Source organism: Burkholderia sp. PR2, assembly GCF_052372875.1.
In the GTDB taxonomy this organism is placed as follows: domain Bacteria; phylum Pseudomonadota; class Gammaproteobacteria; order Burkholderiales; family Burkholderiaceae; genus Burkholderia; species Burkholderia diffusa.
In genome coordinates, this window is the sequence record NZ_JBQRWH010000004.1 from 3,241,153 (window position 1) to 3,260,059 (window position 18,907).

Genomic DNA, 18,907 nt, shown 5'->3' on the forward strand with positions numbered 1-18,907 from the left:
GTTGGGAAGCCGGGCAGGCGGCAACCGCCGCCCCGGCAAACGGGCACTACCCGCGAGCGCGGTAGAGATCGGTCAATACCTGGGTCGAGCGCCGCGCCTCGAACAGCGCGGACAGCCGGGCGACTTCCGGGCTCGCGAGATCGCGGATCGCGGCGTCGTCGGCGAGGATGCGGCGGATCAGCCCGAGCTTGCGACCGAGGTCGGCCTGGTCGAGCGCGACGCCCGGATCGGCCTCCTTCAGCCCATCGACGAGACGCAGGAATTCGGCCTGCAACTCCGGCAGCGCGCTCCACTCCGCGCCGCGCGCCGCGGACAGCATGCGGCCCGAAACGGCCGCGAGCGCCTCGTAGCGAGCGAAGTATTCGGCCTTGAGATTCATCGTGCCGCGCCCGCCGCCTGTTGCGCGGCCATGCGCGCGACTTCCGGAGCGATGCCCGTCCACGCTTCCTCGAGCGTCGCGAGCAACCCGTCGACCTCGACCAGCATCGCGTCGCTCGCGTGCATGTTGGCTTCCAGCAGGCGCCGGCCGATATACGTGTACAGCGCGTCGAGGCGCCCGGCGATCTGGCCCCCCGCGTCGCGGTTCAGCGACGCCTGCAGGCCGCTCTCGACGATCCCGATCGCCTTGCCGATCGCTTCGCCGCGTGCGGGCACGTTGCCCTGCTGCAGATGCATGCGCGCGAGCGCGATGGCCTGGCGCGCGCCCTGGTACAGCATCGCGATCAGCCGGTGCGGGGAGGCGCCCATCACCCCCGTCTCGACGCCGACACGCGCGTATGCACTGGCTCCAGCGTGTCCTGGGGAAAACATGCGCTTCTCCTTGTGTTGCGTTGGCTATGCGGTGGCCGCCGCGCTGCAATGCATGAAGCGGCCTTCTTCCAGAGTTATCGGAAGGGAATTGAAAAGCTTTAGGCGCACGGGCCGCCGGCCGGACCGGCAGGCCGCTCACCGGGCGCGTCGCCGGTCGGCCGCCCGCGGCTGCCCGTCGCCGGCTGGCCGACCCGGGTTGCCGGGCCCGTCACACGGACATCTGCATGATGTCGTTGTACGCGCTCACGAGCTTGTTGCGGACCTGGAGCCCGAACTGGAAACCGATGTTGGCCTTCTGCATGTCGACCATCACGTCGTTCAGCGACACGTTCGCCGCGCCGACCTCGAACGCCTGCGCCTCGCCGAGCGCGTGCTTCTGGTCGCCGCTGATCTTGTCCAGCGACGCCTTCATCGCGCTCGCGAACGTGCCGGCCGTCGCCGCGCCCGAACCGGCGAGCGCCGCCGTCGGGCTCGCGACCCCGCCGCTCGCCTGCGCGGCCATCGCCTGCATCTGTTGCAACACCGAACCGATTCCGCTGACGTTGGCAGCCATGCTGTCCCCAGACATATGAGAGTAGAGACCCGGACGCACCGGGCGCTCCGACGGCGCCGCACGACGCGCACCATGCCGGATCGCGAAAAAGGATAGCAGCGCGGCGCGCGCCAAAGCCGCGAAAGTACGGGGGAAACCCCGCTCTTTTCAGTCGATCGGAGTCGCGCTCCGGTCCCGATAATCGCATCGTGTCATTGTCCGTCCGCTCGTCCGAGCGGCTCAGTCGTCCCGCTCCGGAGAAATTCCACGCATGGATTCGCAGGCCAACTCGCTGATCAACCCCGACGCCCGCACGGGCCTCGCCAGCCCGGTGCCAGGCGCCACCGCGGCCGCCGCGTTGCCGGGAGCAGGCGGCGCCGGCGCGGACTTCGGGTTCGGCGGCTTCGCGGAACGCATCCCCGGCATCACGCGGATGAAGGGCAACCCGAAACTGCCGTTCGTGATCGCCGTCGCGCTCGCCATCGCCGCGATCACCGCGCTCGTGCTGTGGAGCCGCGCGCCCGACTATCGCGTGCTGTACAGCAACCTGTCGGACCGCGACGGCGGCGCGATCATCACCGCGCTCCAGCAGGCAAACGTTCCCTACAAGTTCGCCGACGCCGGCGGCGCGATCCTCGTGCCGTCGAACCAGGTACACGAAACGCGCCTGAAGCTCGCCGCGATGGGCCTGCCCAAGGGCGGCTCGGTCGGCTTCGAGCTGATGGACAGCCAGAAATTCGGCATCAGCCAGTTCGCCGAGCAGGTGAACTACCAGCGCGCGCTCGAAGGCGAGCTGCAACGCACGATCGAGTCGATCAACGCCGTGAAGACGGCGCGCGTGCATCTGGCGATCCCGAAGCCGTCGGTGTTCGTGCGCGACAAGGAAGCGCCGAGCGCATCGGTGTTCGTCGATCTCTACCCGGGCCGCGTGCTCGACGAGGGCCAGGTGCAGGCGGTCACGCGGATGGTGTCGTCCGGCGTGCCCGACATGCCGGCCAAGAACGTGACGATCGTCGACCAGGACGGCAACCTGCTGACGCAGACCGCGTCGGCCACCGGCCTCGACGCGAGCCAGCTCAAGTACGTGCAGCAGGTCGAGCACAACACGCAAAAGCGCATCGACGCGATCCTCGCGCCGATCTTCGGCACCGGCAACGCGCGCTCGCAGGTCAGCGCGGACATCGATTTCTCGAAGCTCGAGCAGACCTCGGAAAGCTACGGCCCGAACGGCACGCCGCAACAGGCCGCGATCCGCAGCCAGCAGACCAGCAGCGCGACCGAACTCGCGCAGGGCGGCGCATCGGGCGTGCCGGGCGCGCTGTCGAACACGCCGCCGCAGCCGGCCTCCGCGCCGATCGTCGCCGGCAACGGCCAGAACGGGCCGCAGTCGACGCCCGTCAGCGACCGCAAGGACCAGACGACCAACTACGAGCTCGACAAGACGATCCGCCACGTGGAGCAGCCGATGGGCAACGTGAAGCGGTTGTCGGTCGCCGTCGTGGTCAACTACCAGCCGGTCGCCGACGCGAAGGGCCACGTGACGATGCAGCCGCTGCCGCCCGCGAAGCTCGCGCAGATCGAGCAGCTCGTGAAGGACGCGATGGGCTATGACGAGAAGCGCGGCGACTCGGTCAACGTCGTGAACAGCGCGTTCTCGACCGCCACTGACCCGTACGCCGACCTGCCGTGGTGGCGCCAGCCGGACATGATCGCGATGGCGAAGGAAGCCGCGAAGTGGCTCGGCATCGCGGCGGCTGCGGCGGCGCTCTATTTCATGTTCGTGCGCCCGGCGATGCGCCGCGCGTTCCCGCCGCCCGAGCCGGCCGCACCGGCACTCGCGGCGCCGGAGGATCCGGTCGCGCTCGACGGCCTGCCCGCCCTGGAACAGGCGGACGAGCCCGATCCGCTGCTTCTCGGCTTCGAGAACGAAAAGAACCGCTACGAACGCAACCTCGACTACGCGCGCACGATCGCCCGCCAGGATCCGAAGATCGTCGCCACCGTCGTGAAGAACTGGGTGTCCGATGAACGCTGAAGGCCTGACCAAGAGCGCGCTGCTGCTGATGTCGATCGGCGAGGAAGAGGCCGCTGAAGTATTCAAGTTCCTCGCGCCGCGCGAGGTGCAGAAGATCGGCGCCGCGATGGCCGCGCTGAAGAACGTCACGCGCGAGCAGGTCGAGGAGGTGCTGCACGAGTTCGCGAAGGAAGCCGAGCAGCACACCGCGCTGTCGCTCGATTCGAGCGAGTACATCCGCTCGGTGCTGACCAAGGCGCTCGGCGAGGACAAGGCCGGCGTGCTGATCGACCGGATCCTGCAGGGCAGCGACACGAGCGGCATCGAGGGCCTGAAGTGGATGGACTCGGCCGCCGTCGCGGAACTGATCAAGAACGAGCATCCGCAGATCATCGCGACGATCCTCGTGCACCTCGACCGCGACCAGGCGTCCGAGATCGCGTCGTGCTTCACCGAGCGGCTGCGCAACGACGTGCTGCTGCGGATCGCGACGCTCGACGGCATCCAGCCGGCCGCGCTGCGCGAGCTCGACGACGTGCTCACCGGCCTGCTGTCCGGCAGTGACAACCTGAAGCGCAGCCCGATGGGCGGCATCCGCACCGCGGCCGAGATCCTGAACTTCATGACGAGCAATCATGAGGAAGGCGTGCTCGAAAGCGTGCGTCAGTACGACGCCGACCTCGCGCAGAAGATCGTCGACCAGATGTTCGTGTTCGAGAACCTGCTCGACCTCGAGGATCGCGCGATCCAGATGGTGCTGAAGGAAGTCGAGTCGGAAACGCTGATCATCGCGCTCAAGGGCGCGCCGCCCGCGCTGCGCCAGAAATTCCTCGCGAACATGTCGCAACGCGCGGCCGAACTGCTCGCCGAGGATCTCGACGCGCGCGGCCCGGTGCGCGTGTCCGAAGTCGAGACGCAGCAGCGCCGCATCCTGCAGATCGTGCGCAACCTCGCCGAGAGCGGTCAGATCGTGATCGGCGGCAAGGCGGAAGACGCGTATGTCTGATTCCGCGCGCGAGCACGCCGGCACCCTCACCGCATACCAGCGGTGGGAGATGGCGTCGTTCGATCCGCCGCCGCCCCCGCCGCCGCCCGACGATGCGGCAGCGGCGGCCGCCGCGCTCGCCGAGGAGCTGCAGCGCGTGCGCGACGCCGCGCATGCCGAAGGCCATGCGGCCGGCCACGTCGAAGGCCAGGCACTGGGTTACCAGGCCGGGTTCGATCAGGGGCGCGAACAAGGCTTCGAGGCCGGCCAGGCCGAAGCACGCGAACAGGCCGCGCAGCTTGCGGCGCTGGCCGCGTCGTTTCGCGAGGCCGTGTCGGGCGTCGAGCACGATCTCGCGTCCGAGCTCGCGCAGCTCGCGCTCGACATCGCGCAGCAGGTCGTGCGCCAGCACGTGAAGCACGATCCGGCCGCGCTCGTCGCGGCCGTGCGCGACGTGCTCGCCGCCGAGCCGGCGTTGTCCGGCGCGCCGCATCTCGTGGTGAATCCGGCCGACCTGCCCGTCGTCGAAGCCTATCTGCAGGACGATCTCGATACGCTCGGCTGGAACGTGCGCACCGACGCGTCGATCGAGCGCGGCGGCTGCCGCGCGCACGCCGCGACCGGCGAGGTCGACGCGACGCTGCCGACCCGCTGGCAGCGCGTCGCCGCCGCGATCGGCAAGGTGAGCGCATGGTGACGCCCACGCCCGAATCGGTACTGCACGACGGGATGACACCGCTCGAGCGCGAGCTCGCACTCGCGTCGTTCGGCCCCGATGCGTCGTTCGGCCTCGAAGCGTCGCATGGCGCCGCGCACGGCACGCACGCGCCCGCGACGGATACCGCCGGCGATGCGCCGCGCGCGCCGCGCGCGCCGCACAATCCGCACCTCGCGCACTGGCGCACGCACCTGACCGGGCTCGCGGCCCGCAGCCACCGCGCGCTGCCGCTGCGCCCGTGCGGGCGCCTCACGCGCGCCGCGGGCCTCGTGCTCGAGGCGATCGGGCTGCGCCTGTCGGTCGGCGCCGAATGCACGATCGAATTGCCGCCCGGCAGCACGCTGCCGCACGCGGAAGCGGAAGTCGTCGGCTTCGCCGGCGATCGCCTGTTCCTGATGCCGACCACCGACGTCGCGGGCGTCTTGCCCGGTGCGCGTGTGTGGCCGCGGGAAAGCGCGCCCGTCGCCGATCCGCTCGCCGGTGCGAAGCGGCTGCCGGTCGGCTGGGAAATGCTCGGGCGCGTGGTCGACGCGTCGGGCCGCCCGCTCGACGGCCTCGGCCCCCTCGCGTCGAAGGTCGACGCACCGCTGTCGGCGCCGTCGATCAACCCGCTCGATCGAGAGCCGATCCATCACGTGCTCGACGTCGGCGTGCGCGCGATCAACGGGCTGCTCACCGTCGGCCGCGGGCAGCGGATGGGCCTGTTCGCGGGTTCCGGCGTCGGCAAGTCGGTGCTGCTCGGCACGATGGCGCGCTACACCAGCGCGGAAGTGATCGTGATCGGGCTGATCGGCGAACGCGGCCGCGAAGTGAAGGAGTTCATCGAACAGATCCTCGGCGAGGACGGGCTCGCGCGCTCGGTCGTCGTCGCAGCGCCGGCCGACGTGTCGCCGCTGCTGCGGATGCAGGGCGCGGCCTACGCGACGTCGCTCGCCGAGTATTTCCGCGACCAGGGCAAGCACGTGCTGCTGCTGATGGATTCGCTGACGCGTTACGCGATGGCGCAGCGCGAGATCGCGCTTGCGATCGGCGAGCCGCCCGCGACCAAGGGCTATCCGCCGTCGGTATTCGCGAAGCTGCCCGCGCTCGTCGAGCGCACCGGCAACGGGCCCGAAGGCGGCGGCTCGATCACCGCGTTCTACACGGTGCTGACCGAAGGCGACGACCAGCAGGACCCGATCGCCGATTCGGCGCGCGCGATCCTCGACGGCCATATCGTGCTGTCGCGCGCGCTCGCCGAAGCCGGCCACTATCCGGCGATCGACATCGAGGCGTCGATCAGCCGCGCGATGACCGCGCTGATCGACGAAACGCATCTCGACCGCGTGCGGCAGTTCAAGCAGATGCTGTCGCGCTACCAGCGCAATCGCGACCTGATCGCGGTCGGCGCCTATGCGCCCGGCCGCGACGCGCAGCTCGACCGCGCGATCGCGCTCTACCCGCGCATCGAATCGTTCCTGCAGCAGGGCTTTCGCGAATGCGCGCCGTTCGCGTCGAGCCTCGGCGCGCTCGATGCGCTGTTCGACGTACACGGAGGCTGACCCCGATGGCACACGGCTTTCCCCTTCAACTCCTGCTCGACCGCGCGCAGGAAGATCTCGACACGGCCGCGAAGCAGCTCGGCACCGCGCAGCGCGACCGCACCGCGGCCGCCGACCAGCTCGATGCGCTGCTGCGCTATCGCGACGAGTATCACGCGCGCTTCGCGCAGTCCGCGCAACACGGGATGCCGGCCGGCAACTGGCGCAACTTCCAGGCGTTCATCGATACGCTCGACGCGGCGATCGTGCAGCAACGCAACGTGCTGGCCGCAGCCGAAGTCCGCATCGACGAGGCGCGCCCCAACTGGCAACAGAAGAAGCGCACCGTCGGTTCATACGAAATCCTGCAGGCGCGCGGCGTCGCGCAGGAAGCGCAGCGTACGGCGAAGCGCGAACAGCGCGACGCCGACGAACACGCCGCGAAGATCCTGCGCATGCGGGCCGATGCGGCCCGTTCAGCGTAACCGCTCACCGCTTTCGAACGAGAGAATCGTCATGCCTCCCCTGCCCCTGCTCGGCGTGCTGCTCGACACCGCCGGCACCGCACTCAAGGCGATCCGCGATGCGGGTTCGTCCGCCTCCGCCAAGTCCGCCGGCAACGATGCCGCAAGCAGCCCTGCCGCCATGCCGTTCGCGCAGACGCTGAAGCAAAGCGTCGTCACGCGGCACGACGCGGCAATCGCCGGCAAGCCGGACGTCTCGACGAAACAGGCGTCGTCGACATCCGCCGCCGGCACGAAGTCCGCCGACCACGACGACGACCAGTCGACCGAAGACGCCATCGCGACGCTCAACCCGGACGCTGCCGCGCTCGCCGCGGCAGCCGCCGTGCAGGCGCAACTGCAGACGCGCGCGAACGACGCGGCGCCGGCCGGCGCCGATACCGCTGCCACCGCCGCGCAAACGACGGCCGTGTCCGGCCAGCCCGACGCCACGGCCGCGCTGACGAACCACGCAAGCAAGGATGCGGCCGCCGAGCCTGCCGTGCCGGTGTCGGGTCGCGACACGCTGCAGGCGGCACTCGCGAAGCTGACCGGCGGCGCGGGCGCAATCGCGATGCCCGCGACGGGCACGGCTGCGACGGCGGCAGCACCCGCGGCGGCGACGTCCGCCTCGGCTGCCGCTACGCCGCCGACGCCGAAAGTCCCGACCTTCGACCGCACGCTCGCCGACGCGAAAGGCGCGCTCGCGACGCAGCAGGCGCCCACGCAAGCCAGCGCACCGGCGCTGCAGGCCGGCGCAACGGCCCAGCCCGCCGCGCAGCACGCATTCGCGGCCGCCGAGGAAACCGCCAGCCCGGCCGCCGACGCGACGGTCGCTGCCGCCGCAACGGCTGCGGCAGCCGCACAGGCGAACCTCCAGGCATCGCCCGCCGCAAGCTCGATCGCCGCGGCCAACGCACACGTGCTGGCGCCGCACGTCGGCACCGCCGACTGGACCGATGCGCTGAGCCAGAAAGTCGTGTTCCTGTCGAATGCGCACCAGCAGAGCGCCGAGCTGACGCTGAACCCGCCGGACCTGGGCCCGCTGCAGGTCGTGCTGCGCGTCGCGGACAACCACGCGCATGCGCTGTTCGTGTCGCAGCACGCGCAGGTGCGCGACGCGGTGGAAGCCGCGCTGCCGAAACTGCGTGAAGCGATGGAAGCGGGCGGGCTCGGCCTGGGCAGCGCGAGCGTCAGCGATGGCGGCTTCGCGTCGCAGCAGCAGAACCCGCAGCAAAGCTTCGCCGGCGGCCGGCCGTCGCCGCGCGCGCGCGCCGGGTCGTCAGCCGTCGACGCACCGGTCGACGCCGTGCAATCCGCAGCGGCCGGCGCGACCGTGAGCCGCACGGGCCTCGTCGATACGTTCGCCTGAGCATCGCGTCGGTCGTGTGCCGGTGCGCGCCGCTCAGCGGCCGTGCGCCGCCGCGGCCGCCTCGTTGCGCGGCACGCCGCCGCCCCGGCGTGTCGCGACGATGAAGTCCGCCGCGCGTTCGCCGATCATCACCGACGGCGCATTCGTGTTCCCGCCGATCAGCGTCGGCATCACCGACGCATCCACCACCCGCAGCCCTTCGACGCCCCGCACGCGCAGTTGCGGATCCACGACCGCGCGCGCATCCGAACCCATCCGGCAGGTGCCGACCGGGTGATAGATCGTGTCGGCATGCTCGACGATCGTCGCGCGCAGCTCGGCTTCGCTCTGGTCCGCCCGCGTGTAGAGCTCGCGCCCGCCCTGCGACGCGAGCGGCGCCTGCGACAGGATCCGGCGCATCGCCTGCGCGCCGCGCACGAGCAGGTCGAGATCGCGCGTATCGCTGAAGAAGCGCGGATCGATCAGCGGTGCGTCGCGCGCATCGCCGCTCGCGAGCGCGACCGTGCCGCGGCTGAACGGGCGCAGCGCGCACACGTGCAGCGAATAGCCGAAGCCCCAGTGCATCTTGCGGTTGTGGTCGTCGACGAGCGCCGTGCAGAAATGCAGCTGCAGGTCCGGACGATCGAGCGACGGGTCGCTCTTGATGAAGCCGCCGGCCTCGGCGACGTTGCTCGTCATCATCCCCGTGCGGCTCGAGAAGTAGCGCACGAGCGCCGGCGTCATCTTCGCGATCCCGCGCAGGCAGACGCCGACCAGCTCCGACGAATTCACGCGCGTGTTGATGATGAAATCGATATGGTCGATCAGGTTCGTGCCGACGTCCGGCGCGTCCTGCACGACGGCGATCCCGTGCCGGCGCAGCTGTTCCGCCGGACCGATCCCCGAGCACATCAGCAGTTGCGGCGAATTGAACGCGCCGGCCGACAGGATCACTTCCGCGCGTGCACCGAGCGTCTCGACGCGTCCGTCGCGCGACACCACGACCCCGACCGCGCGCTTGCCGTCGAAGCCAACGCGCAGCACCGTCGCGTCGGTGATCACGTGCAGGTTCGGCCGCTCGCGGCCGTAAATGTATGCGCGCGCGACGCTGCAGCGCGAGCCGTCGCGATGCGTGACCTGATAGAAGCCGACGCCTTCCTGCGTCGCGCCGTTGAAGTCGTTGTTGAGCGGATAGCCGGCCGCGTGCGCCGCCTGGATGAATCGTTCGGAAAACGGATTGCGAAAGCGCAGATCGGACACCGTCAGCGGGCCGTCCGCGCCGTGCCATGCATCGGCACCGCGCGCGTTGCCTTCCGCGCGGCGGAAATACGGCAGCACGTCCTGCCAGCCCCAGCCCGTCGCGCCGAGTTGCGCCCATTCATCGTAGTCGCCCGGGTGGCCACGCGTGTAGATCATCGCGTTGATCGCGCTCGAGCCGCCCATTCCGCGCCCGCGCGGCTGATATCCGCGGCGGCCGCCGAGGCCCGGCTGCGGCACCGTCTCGTAACCGTAGTTCGTGCCGAGCTTGAACGGCACGAGCGCCGCGATTCCCACCGGCATGTTGACGAGCAGGTTGCGCTCCGTGTGCGAGCCGGCCTCGATCAACGCGATCGTCGCGTCGGGGCATGCGTCGGCAAGGCGGCTGGCGAGGCTCGAGCCGCCCGACCCTCCGCCTACGATGATGTAGTCGTATTGCATGTCACGTCTCCTTCGTGTCATGAACGGCGCCCGGCGCGGCCGGCTCCCGCTTGTAATGTTCGGGCATTGTAGGAATGGCCGCCGCGCGCGCGGCACGCCGATTCAAGAGCGATTCCTCTAAACGCCCGCGTGAACTAAATTTAAGATGTATCGATTGATGCGACGCGATGCACCGGCCGCCAGAAGCCGCGCCGTCGCGAAACTGGGGAGACGACGATGCAGCGCGACGCTCTGCAGGCCGCGTGCCGACCGGGTTGTCCGGACGCACCGTGCGCGGCCCGCATTTCATTTCAAACGGATGCCCGGACGGTGACGTGCAACGCCGTGCGCGCGGCCGGTCGAAATCGAACGACGCCACGTATCGCCGACCGTTTGGACGGCTCGTCGCACGCGCGGCACGACCTGCCGGTGCGCGCGTCGCCGCGCGCACCGCGCTGCCCTGCTTCGGTGCGCCGGCAAGTACCCGCCGCGCGCCATCGCACACCGGCCGGACATCGCGTCCGGCCGTACGCGCGGACCGCGCAATCCCGTTTTCGGACACGAACACCGTCGCGCGGATGCGACGCTTGCCGCACGCTGCACCCTGTTTTCGACCGTGCATCGCATCCGGCACCCTGCCGTGCGACGCGCGCCATCCTGCCCCGCCCCGCCACGCTCGCCGAGCGGGTACGTGCGGCCTGACTGCTGGCCGACGTGCCATGCCCAACTGGAGGAGACGAAATGAAGAACGATTTGCCCGAACTGGCCCCGCAAGCGCAGCCGTCGGTCGATGCCTTGACGTCGCTGCTGCGCGACCAGCGCGCGGCCTACCTGCGCGCGCCATACCCGGAGTGGGACACCCGCGCGCAGCACCTGCGCGCGCTGCGCACGATGCTGATCGATCACGCGGATGCGCTCGCCGATGCGATCAGCGCCGACTTCGGGCATCGCGCGAAGCAGGAAGTGCTGCTGTCGGAAATCTGGATGGCGAAGGAAGAGATCGACGACGCGCTCAAGCACGGCAAGCGCTGGATGAAGCCGATCCGCAAGCCGATGAACAAGTGGCTACGGCCGGCGCGCGCGAAGGTGCTGCCGCAGCCGCTCGGCGTGGTCGGCATCGTCGTGCCGTGGAACTATCCGGTCCTGCTCGCGGCCGGGCCGCTGATCTGCGCACTCGCCGCCGGCAACCGCGCGATCGTCAAGATGTCCGAACTAACGCCGCGCACGTCGGCGCTGTTCGAACAGCTGATCGCGAAGACCTTCTCGCGCGACCATGTCGCGGTCGTGAACGGCGATGCGGAGATCGGCGCCGCGTTCACCGCACTGCCGTTCGATCACCTGCTGTTCACCGGCTCGACGCACGTCGGCCGCCACGTGATGCGCGCCGCGGCCGACAATCTCACCCCCGTCACGCTCGAGCTCGGCGGCAAGTCGCCGGCGATCGTCGGGCCGAATGCGCGCTTCGACGCGGCTGTCGATGCGATCATCGGCGGCAAGACGTTGAACGCGGGCCAGACCTGCATCGCGCCCGACTACGTGCTGCTACCGCGCGGGATGGAAGCCGCGTTCATCGAGCGCGCACGGGAGCGCTTCGCGAAGCTGTATCCGGACCTGTCGACCAACGGCGACTACACGACGATCGTGTCGCCGCGCCATTACGCCCGGCTGCAACAGCTCGCGACCGACGCGCAGGCCGCCGGCGCGCAACTGCATCCGCTGTCGGATGCGCCGTCCGACCCCGCGTCGCGCCGCTTCGTGCCGTGTGCGGTCACGCACGTGCCGGCCGCGTCGCAGCTGATGCAGGAGGAAATCTTCGGGCCGCTGCTCCCGCTCGTGCCGTACGAGCGGCTCGACGAGGCGATCGCGTACGTGAACGCGCGCCCGCGGCCGCTCGCGCTGTACCTGTTCGATGAGGATGGGGGCACGATCGACCGCGTGATGCGCGAAACGATCTCCGGCGGCGTGACGGTCAACGATGCGTTGCTGCACATCGCGTGCGGCAGTTTGCCGTTCGGCGGCGTCGGCGCGAGCGGGATGGGCGCGTATCACGGCTACGACGGCTTCGTGACGTTCTCGAAGATGAAGCCCGTGCTCACGCAGGCACGCCTGAATACCCGCGGGCTGATCGCACCGCCCTATGGCAAGCGCTTCGCCGCGGTGATCAAGATGATGTTGAAGTTCTGAGCGGCGCGGGCCGCGAGCCACGCGCGTCGGCCCACCCGAAAATGCCGCGCGGCGAGGTTGCCGCGCGCGCCGTCACACGGGCCAGAGCGGCCCTTCCTGCATCGCGCCGATCTGCTCGCGCAGCTCGAGCACGCGTGCTTCCCAGTATCGATGCGTGTTGAACCACGGGAACGCGGCCGGAAACGCCGGATCGTCCCAGCGGCGTGCGAGCCATGCCGCGTAGTGGATCAAGCGCAGCGTGCGCAGCGCTTCGACCAGATGCAGTTCGCGCGGCTCGAATTCGCAGAAGTCCTCATAACCGGCGAGCAGGTCCGCGAGCGCGCGCGACGCGCCTTCGCGATCGCCGGGCAGCAGTAGCCACAGATCCTGGACCGCGGGCGCCATCCGGCTGTCGTCGAAGTCGACGAAATGCGGGCCCGCGTCGGTCCACAGCACGTTGCTCGGATGACAGTCGCCGTGCGTGCGCAGCAGGCGGATCTCGCCCGCACGCTCGAACGCCGCCTCGACGCCTTCGAGCGCGAGCGTCACCGCCGTCTCGTAGGCGGGCCTTACGTCGTCGGGAATGAAATCGTGCGCGAGCAGGTAGTCGCGCGGCTCGTAGCCGAACGCGCGGATGTCGAGCACGGGACGCGCGACATACGGCCGCGTCGCGCCGACCGCGTGAATCCGGCCGATGAAGCGGCCGAGCCATTCGAGCGTGTCGCTGCGGTCGAGGTCGGGCGCGCGGCCGCCGCGCCGCTCGAAGATCGAGAAGCGGAAGCCGTCGAACGCGTGCAGCGTACGGCCGTCGACGACGCGCGCGGGCACCGCCGGAATCTCGCGCGCGGCGAGTTCGGCGACGAACGCGTGTTCTTCCAGAATCGCTTCGTCCGACCAGCGCGCGGGCCGGTAGAACTTCGCGACGACGGGCGGGCCGTCCTCGATGCCGACCTGGTAGACGCGGTTTTCGTAGCTGTTGAGGGCGAGCAGGCGCCCGTCGGTGCGCAGTCCGGCCGGCATCAGCACGCTGTCGAGCGCATCGAGCACGCACTCGGGCGTGAGGCCGGCGAACGGCGGGCCGGCGGGAGCTGCGGAGGCGGAAGTGACGTCTTTCATGCCCCGCATTGTGCCGTCAGCCGCGCCGAAACACGAGCGTCCGATACGGCACGCGCGCTCAGTGGATCGCGGCGCCGGCCGGCAGCACGGATTCGCCGGTGTCGATCAGGTCCTCGAGAAAGAACGGCTCGGTGTTGAGTTCCTTCGACTCGCCTGGCACGCCGGCGTACCAGGTCACCATGGCCATGTCGCCCAGAACGCGCTGAACGATGCCGCGCGCGCCCTTCGGCACGGCGATATGGGTAGTGCAGACAATCGACCCGACATGCATGATGGTTCCCCACTCTTGAAACTTGAAACCCGGCTCGCTGGCGAGCCGGCAAATGCACGATCCGCGCCGCCCTCGTCGGGGTGTTGCGCGTAATCCCATTGTTCACGGTTTATCGAAGCGCGAAAAGAAGAAGAAGCAGGCGAAGTGCCGCGAATTCGTCGAATGTCTCCAATCAACCACTGCGCCGCGCGTGCGCTTGCACGGACGGATACCCCCATCATACCCTGTCGAATGTGACCGTCCGCCGAAACCGGCCACACGCGCGGCGCCGGCCTCCCGCCGACGGCGGTTGCGCCCGGCGGCCGCCTTGCGTTACCTTTGACGCTCATTCGCGTTCAAGCGCTAATCGACCCGATGCAACCGCTCACGTCCGCTCTCGCAACATCCCGGCCGCAGTTCGACTCGCGGCCGCAGGCGTGCGCGCATCCATCCGTCCTCCCTCCTCCTGTTGCACCGCCGCTCGTCGGCGCCGCGCCGCCCCCGCCGGCGGCACGCGTCGGCTGACCAGCCGGCTTTCGGTTTCCGTTTTCCATTCGCCCGTTTGCGGCCGTTCGTGCGTCATTGCGCACGGCGCGTTGCCACGCGCGCGACTTGGGACGTTTCGATCCGTTCGACAGGTGGATTCACATGATTTCGTTCAAACGCGCGCTCGCCGCGCATGGCGTGACGTCGCTCTTCGTCTTGCTGTGGAGCAGCGGCGCGATCTTCGCTGAACTCGGTCTGCGCCACGCATCCGCGTTCGTCTTTCTCGCCGCACGATTCGCGCTCGCGTCACTCGTGCTGCTCGTGCCGGCCATCATGCGCGGACGCTGGCTGCCGCCGCGCGGCGAGCGGCGCATGGCCGCGCTGACCGGCCTGCTGATGATGGGCGGCTATTCGATCTTCTACCTGCTCGCGCTCGAGCGCGGGATCGCGCCGGGCGTGCTTGCGACGATCCTCGGCGTGCAGCCGATCCTCACGCTGGCGATCATCGAGCGGCGCTGGCAACCGATGCGCGTCGCGGGGCTCGGGCTGTCGCTCGCCGGTCTCGCGCTCGTCGTGTGCCGCGGCGTGGGCGGTGCGGGTCTGCCGATCATGGGCGTCGCCTGCGCGCTCACGGCGCTCGTCGCGCTGACCGCCGGCTCGCTGCTGCAAAAGCACGTGCGCGCGGCGCCTGCCGACGTGCTGCCGCTGCAGAACGCGATCGGCCTCGCGCTGTGCGTGGCGATCCTGCCATTCCGGCCGGTCTCGCTCGAGGTCGGCTGGGCGTTCATCGTCCCGCTGCTGTGGCTCGGCATCGTGATCTCGGTGATCGCGCAGTTGCTGTTCTACCGGTTGATGCAACGTGGCGATCTCGTCAACGTGACGAGCCTGTTCTATCTCGTGCCCGTCCTCACCACGCTGATGGACGCGGTCTGGCTCGGCAACCGGCCCGAACCGCTCGCGCTCGCCGGCATGGGCGCGATCGTGGCGGGGCTCGCGCTCGTGTTCCGCACCCCGGCCGCTCGCGCGCGCCCCGATCGCGCGTAGGCGAACGGGCCGCCGCGCCCGCGGGTGCGGCGGCCCGTATCGAACATGTACGACGTTTCAGCGCGAATCGAAAGGAGCGGGAAAGAATGGTGCAAGGCATTCGTCCGACTCGCCGGAAAAATGCAGATTCTCCGGGGTTTTCCGCATACTTTTAATGGTTCGGATAGCGAAAAACGCAGCGAGGTTGCCTATACTCGAACTGACCGCCCCGTTCGCAATCGGGGTCGGCCCAACACGAGAAATGCCCGGCATGGGGCTGGAAGACGCGCGTGCGCCTGTTCCGGCCGGCTCTGGAGACACGCATGACCACCTATTTCACGATCGGCGACTTCATCCTGTTGATTCCGATGGCGCTGGCCGGCGCGCTGTTTCTCGGCGCGGTGCCGTGCGCAACCGAATTCCGCCACAACCTGCTGCGCGTGCTCGGCGTCATCCTCGGCGTCGGCGTTGCGGTATTGCTCGTCGAAGGCCTGCCTGCTCTGCTCTAGCGACGCGTTGGCGTGCGCCGGTCACGCCGCGGCATCGCAGCGACGTAGCCGTTTGTGTGCGTGCGCAGCGATACGGCATGCAATGGTTCGCATCCCGTATCGACTGTCCTTGATGCCGATCAGATCGCCTGATCGGTGGACGGTTTTTCCCACAGATTGATGCCACCCTCGGTCGCGTAGCGATCGATCTCCGCGAGTTCGTCGGCCGAGAATTCGAGATTCTTCAGCGCGCCGACGTTTTCGCGCACTTGCTCCGGACGGCTTGCGCCGATCAGTGCGGACGTCACGCGGCCATTGCGCAACACCCAGGCGAGCGCCATCTGCGCGAGGCTCTGCCCGCGCCGCTGGGCGATGCCGTCGAGCTTGCGCACGTGCTCGAGGTTGTCCGCGCTCAGGTGATCCTGCTTCAGCGAGCCGCCGCCCGGCTTGTTCACGCGCGCATCGGCCGGCACGCCGTTCAGGTATTTCGACGTCAGCAGCCCCTGCGCGAGCGGCGTGAACGCGATGCTGCCCGTGCCGATGTCGTCGAGCGTGCCGAGCAGATCCTCCTCGACCCAGCGGTTCAGCAGGTTGTACGACGGCTGGTGGATCAGCAGCGGCACCTTGTATTGCGCGAGCAGTTGGGCCATCTCGCGCGTCTTTGCGGCCGAGTACGACGAAATGCCGATGTACAGCGCCTTGCCCTGCTGCACGGCCGATGCGAGCGCGCCGGCGGTTTCCTCGAGCGGCGTGTGCGCGTCGAAGCGATGCGAATAGAAGATGTCGACGTAGTCGAGCCCCATCCGCTGCAGGCTCTGGTCGAGGCTCGCGAGCACGTACTTGCGCGACCCGCCGCCGCTGCCGTAAGGCCCCGGCCACATGTCCCAGCCGGCCTTCGTCGAGATCAGCAGCTCGTCGCGGTACGGCCGGAAATCTTCCTTCAGCAGCCGGCCGAAGTTGGTTTCGGCGCTGCCGTACGGCGGCCCATAGTTGTTCGCGAGGTCGAAATGATTGATGCCGAGGTCGAACGCGGTGCGCAGGATGTCGCGCTGCGTCGCGATCGGCGTCGAGTCGCCGAAGTTGTGCCACAGGCCGAGCGACAGGGCGGGCAGTTTGAGCCCGGATTTGCCGCAGGTGCGGTATTGCATGTCGGCATAACGTTCGGAAGCTGCTTCGTAGGCCATGAGTCGGTTCCGTGAAGACGTCGGGGATGGGACGCGCGCCGCGCGCGAACATCGCGCGCCGGCGGCGAGGGAAACGTACGACGGTTATGGTATCGAACGTGGGCGAAGCGCGCACGGCAATGGACGCAGCCGCGTGCGTCGCCTACACTGCGGCGTCTCGAATCACCGTTACAGCGAGGTTGGTATGTCCCGGGTCATCTCGGTTGCGCTGCTCGTCGGCGGCGTCGTGCTGCTGTATTTCGGCGGCCAGTCGTTCCATTCGATCAACGACAACGTGTCGCGCTTCTTCACCGGCTCGCCCGCCACGAAGACGATCCTGCTGATCGCCGGCGGCGCCGTCGCATCGCTGATCGGCCTGATCGGCCTCGCGATGCCGGCCAACAAGCGCTGATCGCGCAGCCGCGCGATGGCGGCCCGCGTTGCGGAGCGGGCTGCACGAAATGCAACGGGCGGCCCAGGCCGCCCGTTTGTTCATCCGCCCGCGCGGCCGCAGTGCCCCATCGGACAAGCGGCGCGGCTGCATCGCCGCCCGAACCGCCGCTAGAACTGCACTTCCGGCTTCGCCGCCGAACGCGTGCCCGGCGTCGGCCGGTTGCTCACGCCGTGGTACGTATAGACGAGCGAGAACTTCACCTGGTCGGAGCGGTTCTGCCCCGCCGAATGCAGCGTGTTGCAGTGGAAGAACACGACGTCGCCCGTCTGGAGCGACGGGCAGGTTGCCGCGTCGATCATCTTGCGGTTTTCCGGCAGGTCGCTGCGGAAGAACTTCGCGTCGTCGAACGCTTCCGGCCCGAATTCGGCCGTGTGCGAACCCGGCACCAGCCAGAGCGCACCGTTTTCATTCGTTTCCGGCCCGAGCGCGAGCCACACCGACACCATGTCCGCGCGTTCGAACGACCAGTAGCGGAAGTCGCGATGCCAGCCCGTCAGGCTGCCGTATGCGGGGTGCTTCGTCATCATGCAGTTGTGATGCGCGCGTGAAAGCACCGGCTGCTCGCCGAAATACTCGCGCATCCACTCGCCGATTTCGGGTGCGATCGCGCGCGCGGCGAACGCCGGATCGCGCGTGTAGGCGTCCAGCAGCCGTCGCACCGTATGCCCGCCCGGCGCATGCTTCGACTCGGGCGCGCCCGGGTAGCGCAAATCCGCCTCGAACTCGATCGGCTCCGCCGCTTCCTGCAACTGGCGCGCCGCGATCTGCTTGAGCGCCGCGCACTGCGCCTCGTCGACAAGGCCGCGCGCGACGACGAAGCCGCGTTCGCGCAATTCCGCGACTTGCGCGCGGATCGATTCCAACTGCAATGGAGACGACATGGGATGCCAGACGTTTATCGTGTGAATGTGACGATTGTAAATCGGCGCCGGATGCCGCGAACAGCGCCATTGTCGTGCGCAGGGGCATGCCAATCGTCGTTTTGATCTGGCGCAAGGGAACTGTGCGGCGCGGCGCGAGCCTCAGCGACAGGCGGTATGCAGCGACACGCTTGCGGCACAAGGGTTTATCGCGACTTTTGCACGTCACGAATCCCTTGTAGCCTGTCGCGGCCTGTCAATTCTGGCGGGCGCGGCGCGCAACGACTTTCGGTAAGATCCGTTGCGCCATCCGAGGCCGTTCATACCAGTGCGCTTTTCAAGAGCGCCATCCATACAAGCGAAGCATCGTTCACATGCCACTCCGTCTGACTTCCCGTCTCAACCGCACTGCGAAGCGCGTCACGCCGTCCGCTCCCGCCCGCCCGCTGCGCCATCACCGCGCACGCACACGGGCGCTCGCCGAGCATACGCACGCGCACAGCCGGCTGGACGGCATCCGCGCCTGGTTCCACGCGTTCTTCTCGATGATGAGCGCGCAGGCGTTCGCACGCCGCGCCGGCCTGCGCTCGCTGCTGCAGAAGCCGTCGTCGCTGCGCGCGCTCGCGCTGCGCCGCACGCTGGGCCCGCAGCGCCGCATCAACCGCCCGCGCCGCCTCGCGGCCAGCAACGGCTGGTTCGGGTTCAGCGCACGCTGAACCCGCGCCGGCGGGCAGTGCTCGCCACGATCGCAGCGATGCCGTCATCCCGCTGGCGATCGACGCGCATAAAAAAAC

Annotated in this window: 19 protein-coding genes; 11 read left to right on the plus strand and 8 right to left on the minus strand. The window is 69.0% G+C overall.

Annotated features, from left to right (window positions below; genetic code table 11):
* Window positions 1–46 precede the first annotated feature (46 nt).
* From ACT2FV_RS32200 to fliE, 3 genes are all read right to left on the minus strand, one after another.
* Window positions 47–379, minus strand: a complete 333-nt coding sequence (locus tag ACT2FV_RS32200; RefSeq protein ID WP_059607422.1) for a flagellar protein FliT — start codon at window positions 377–379, stop codon at window positions 47–49.
* The gene (gene fliS / locus ACT2FV_RS32205) at window positions 376–810 is read right to left on the minus strand and encodes a flagellar export chaperone FliS (protein WP_059535013.1); all 435 of its coding nucleotides are present in this window, start codon (window positions 808–810) and stop codon (window positions 376–378) included. Before fliS ends, ACT2FV_RS32200 begins: the two co-directional genes overlap by 4 nt.
* A gap of 208 nt (window positions 811–1,018) precedes the next feature.
* Window positions 1,019–1,363 (minus strand): flagellar hook-basal body complex protein FliE, encoded by a 345-nt coding sequence (fliE, locus tag ACT2FV_RS32210; RefSeq protein ID WP_059448462.1) that lies wholly within the window; start codon window positions 1,361–1,363, stop codon window positions 1,019–1,021.
* 250 nt (window positions 1,364–1,613) lie between these two features.
* Between fliE and fliF the strand changes: the two genes are divergently transcribed.
* Genes fliF through ACT2FV_RS32240 form a run of 6 tightly spaced genes read left to right on the plus strand, consistent with a single transcriptional unit; the run spans window position 1,614 to window position 8,454 of the window.
* Window positions 1,614–3,377 (plus strand): flagellar basal-body MS-ring/collar protein FliF, encoded by a 1,764-nt coding sequence (fliF, locus tag ACT2FV_RS32215; protein WP_174909420.1) that lies wholly within the window; start codon window positions 1,614–1,616, stop codon window positions 3,375–3,377.
* Window positions 3,367–4,362 (plus strand): flagellar motor switch protein FliG, encoded by a 996-nt coding sequence (gene fliG, locus ACT2FV_RS32220; protein ID WP_124626987.1) that lies wholly within the window; start codon window positions 3,367–3,369, stop codon window positions 4,360–4,362. Before fliF ends, fliG begins: the two co-directional genes overlap by 11 nt.
* Entirely contained in the window at window positions 4,355–5,038 is a 684-nt protein-coding gene (gene fliH / locus ACT2FV_RS32225) for a flagellar assembly protein FliH (protein WP_059607427.1), read from the plus strand. The genes fliG and fliH overlap by 8 nt, the downstream gene beginning before the upstream one ends.
* Window positions 5,032–6,600, plus strand: a complete 1,569-nt coding sequence (gene fliI, locus ACT2FV_RS32230) for a flagellar protein export ATPase FliI (RefSeq protein ID WP_444505407.1) — start codon at window positions 5,032–5,034, stop codon at window positions 6,598–6,600. Before fliH ends, fliI begins: the two co-directional genes overlap by 7 nt.
* A 5-nt stretch (window positions 6,601–6,605) precedes the next feature.
* Window positions 6,606–7,064 (plus strand): flagellar export protein FliJ, encoded by a 459-nt coding sequence (fliJ, locus tag ACT2FV_RS32235; RefSeq protein ID WP_059607431.1) that lies wholly within the window; start codon window positions 6,606–6,608, stop codon window positions 7,062–7,064.
* Between the two features lie 31 nt (window positions 7,065–7,095).
* Complete coding sequence (locus tag ACT2FV_RS32240; RefSeq protein ID WP_444505408.1) at window positions 7,096–8,454, plus strand: flagellar hook-length control protein FliK; 1,359 nt, start codon at window positions 7,096–7,098, stop codon at window positions 8,452–8,454.
* 33 nt (window positions 8,455–8,487) lie between these two features.
* Here ACT2FV_RS32240 and ACT2FV_RS32245 read toward each other — a convergent pair whose 3' ends face one another.
* Window positions 8,488–10,131 carry a GMC family oxidoreductase gene (locus ACT2FV_RS32245; protein ID WP_124626995.1) on the minus strand — a complete coding sequence of 548 codons (1,644 nt, stop codon included), beginning with the start codon at window positions 10,129–10,131 and terminating at the stop codon, window positions 8,488–8,490.
* A 720-nt stretch (window positions 10,132–10,851) separates the two neighbouring features.
* Here ACT2FV_RS32245 and ACT2FV_RS32250 point away from each other — a divergent pair.
* Window positions 10,852–12,294 (plus strand): coniferyl aldehyde dehydrogenase, encoded by a 1,443-nt coding sequence (locus ACT2FV_RS32250; protein WP_444505409.1) that lies wholly within the window; start codon window positions 10,852–10,854, stop codon window positions 12,292–12,294.
* 72 nt (window positions 12,295–12,366) lie between these two features.
* Here ACT2FV_RS32250 and ACT2FV_RS32255 read toward each other — a convergent pair whose 3' ends face one another.
* Together ACT2FV_RS32255 and ACT2FV_RS32260 are read right to left on the minus strand one after the other, a co-directional pair.
* Window positions 12,367–13,389, minus strand: coding sequence for a serine/threonine protein kinase (locus ACT2FV_RS32255; RefSeq protein WP_124626999.1), 1,023 nt, complete (start codon window positions 13,387–13,389; stop codon window positions 12,367–12,369).
* Between the two features lie 58 nt (window positions 13,390–13,447).
* Window positions 13,448–13,660, minus strand: a complete 213-nt coding sequence (locus ACT2FV_RS32260; protein ID WP_011886311.1) for a hypothetical protein — start codon at window positions 13,658–13,660, stop codon at window positions 13,448–13,450.
* A gap of 627 nt (window positions 13,661–14,287) precedes the next feature.
* Between ACT2FV_RS32260 and ACT2FV_RS32265 the strand changes: the two genes are divergently transcribed.
* Together ACT2FV_RS32265 and ACT2FV_RS32270 are read left to right on the plus strand one after the other, a co-directional pair.
* Window positions 14,288–15,169, plus strand: a complete 882-nt coding sequence (locus ACT2FV_RS32265; protein WP_444505410.1) for a DMT family transporter — start codon at window positions 14,288–14,290, stop codon at window positions 15,167–15,169.
* Window positions 15,170–15,471: 302 nt separating this feature from the next.
* Window positions 15,472–15,657, plus strand: coding sequence for a hypothetical protein (locus ACT2FV_RS32270; protein ID WP_014895742.1), 186 nt, complete (start codon window positions 15,472–15,474; stop codon window positions 15,655–15,657).
* A 119-nt stretch (window positions 15,658–15,776) separates the two neighbouring features.
* Here ACT2FV_RS32270 and mgrA read toward each other — a convergent pair whose 3' ends face one another.
* A complete protein-coding gene (gene mgrA / locus ACT2FV_RS32275; protein ID WP_124627003.1) occupies window positions 15,777–16,820 on the minus strand; it encodes an L-glyceraldehyde 3-phosphate reductase in 1,044 nt (347 codons plus the stop codon).
* Between the two features lie 184 nt (window positions 16,821–17,004).
* On the opposite strand from mgrA, the gene ACT2FV_RS32280 reads away from it, so the two are divergent.
* A complete protein-coding gene (locus ACT2FV_RS32280) occupies window positions 17,005–17,211 on the plus strand; it encodes a DUF3185 family protein (protein WP_059448449.1) in 207 nt (68 codons plus the stop codon).
* Window positions 17,212–17,360: 149 nt separating this feature from the next.
* Here ACT2FV_RS32280 and ACT2FV_RS32285 read toward each other — a convergent pair whose 3' ends face one another.
* Window positions 17,361–18,134, minus strand: coding sequence for a phytanoyl-CoA dioxygenase family protein (locus tag ACT2FV_RS32285; protein ID WP_059607448.1), 774 nt, complete (start codon window positions 18,132–18,134; stop codon window positions 17,361–17,363).
* 353 nt (window positions 18,135–18,487) lie between these two features.
* Between ACT2FV_RS32285 and ACT2FV_RS32290 the strand changes: the two genes are divergently transcribed.
* On the plus strand, window positions 18,488–18,829 hold the full coding sequence (locus ACT2FV_RS32290) for a hypothetical protein (protein ID WP_059678994.1): 342 nt from the start codon (window positions 18,488–18,490) through the stop codon (window positions 18,827–18,829).
* Window positions 18,830–18,907: the final 78 nt, after the last annotated feature.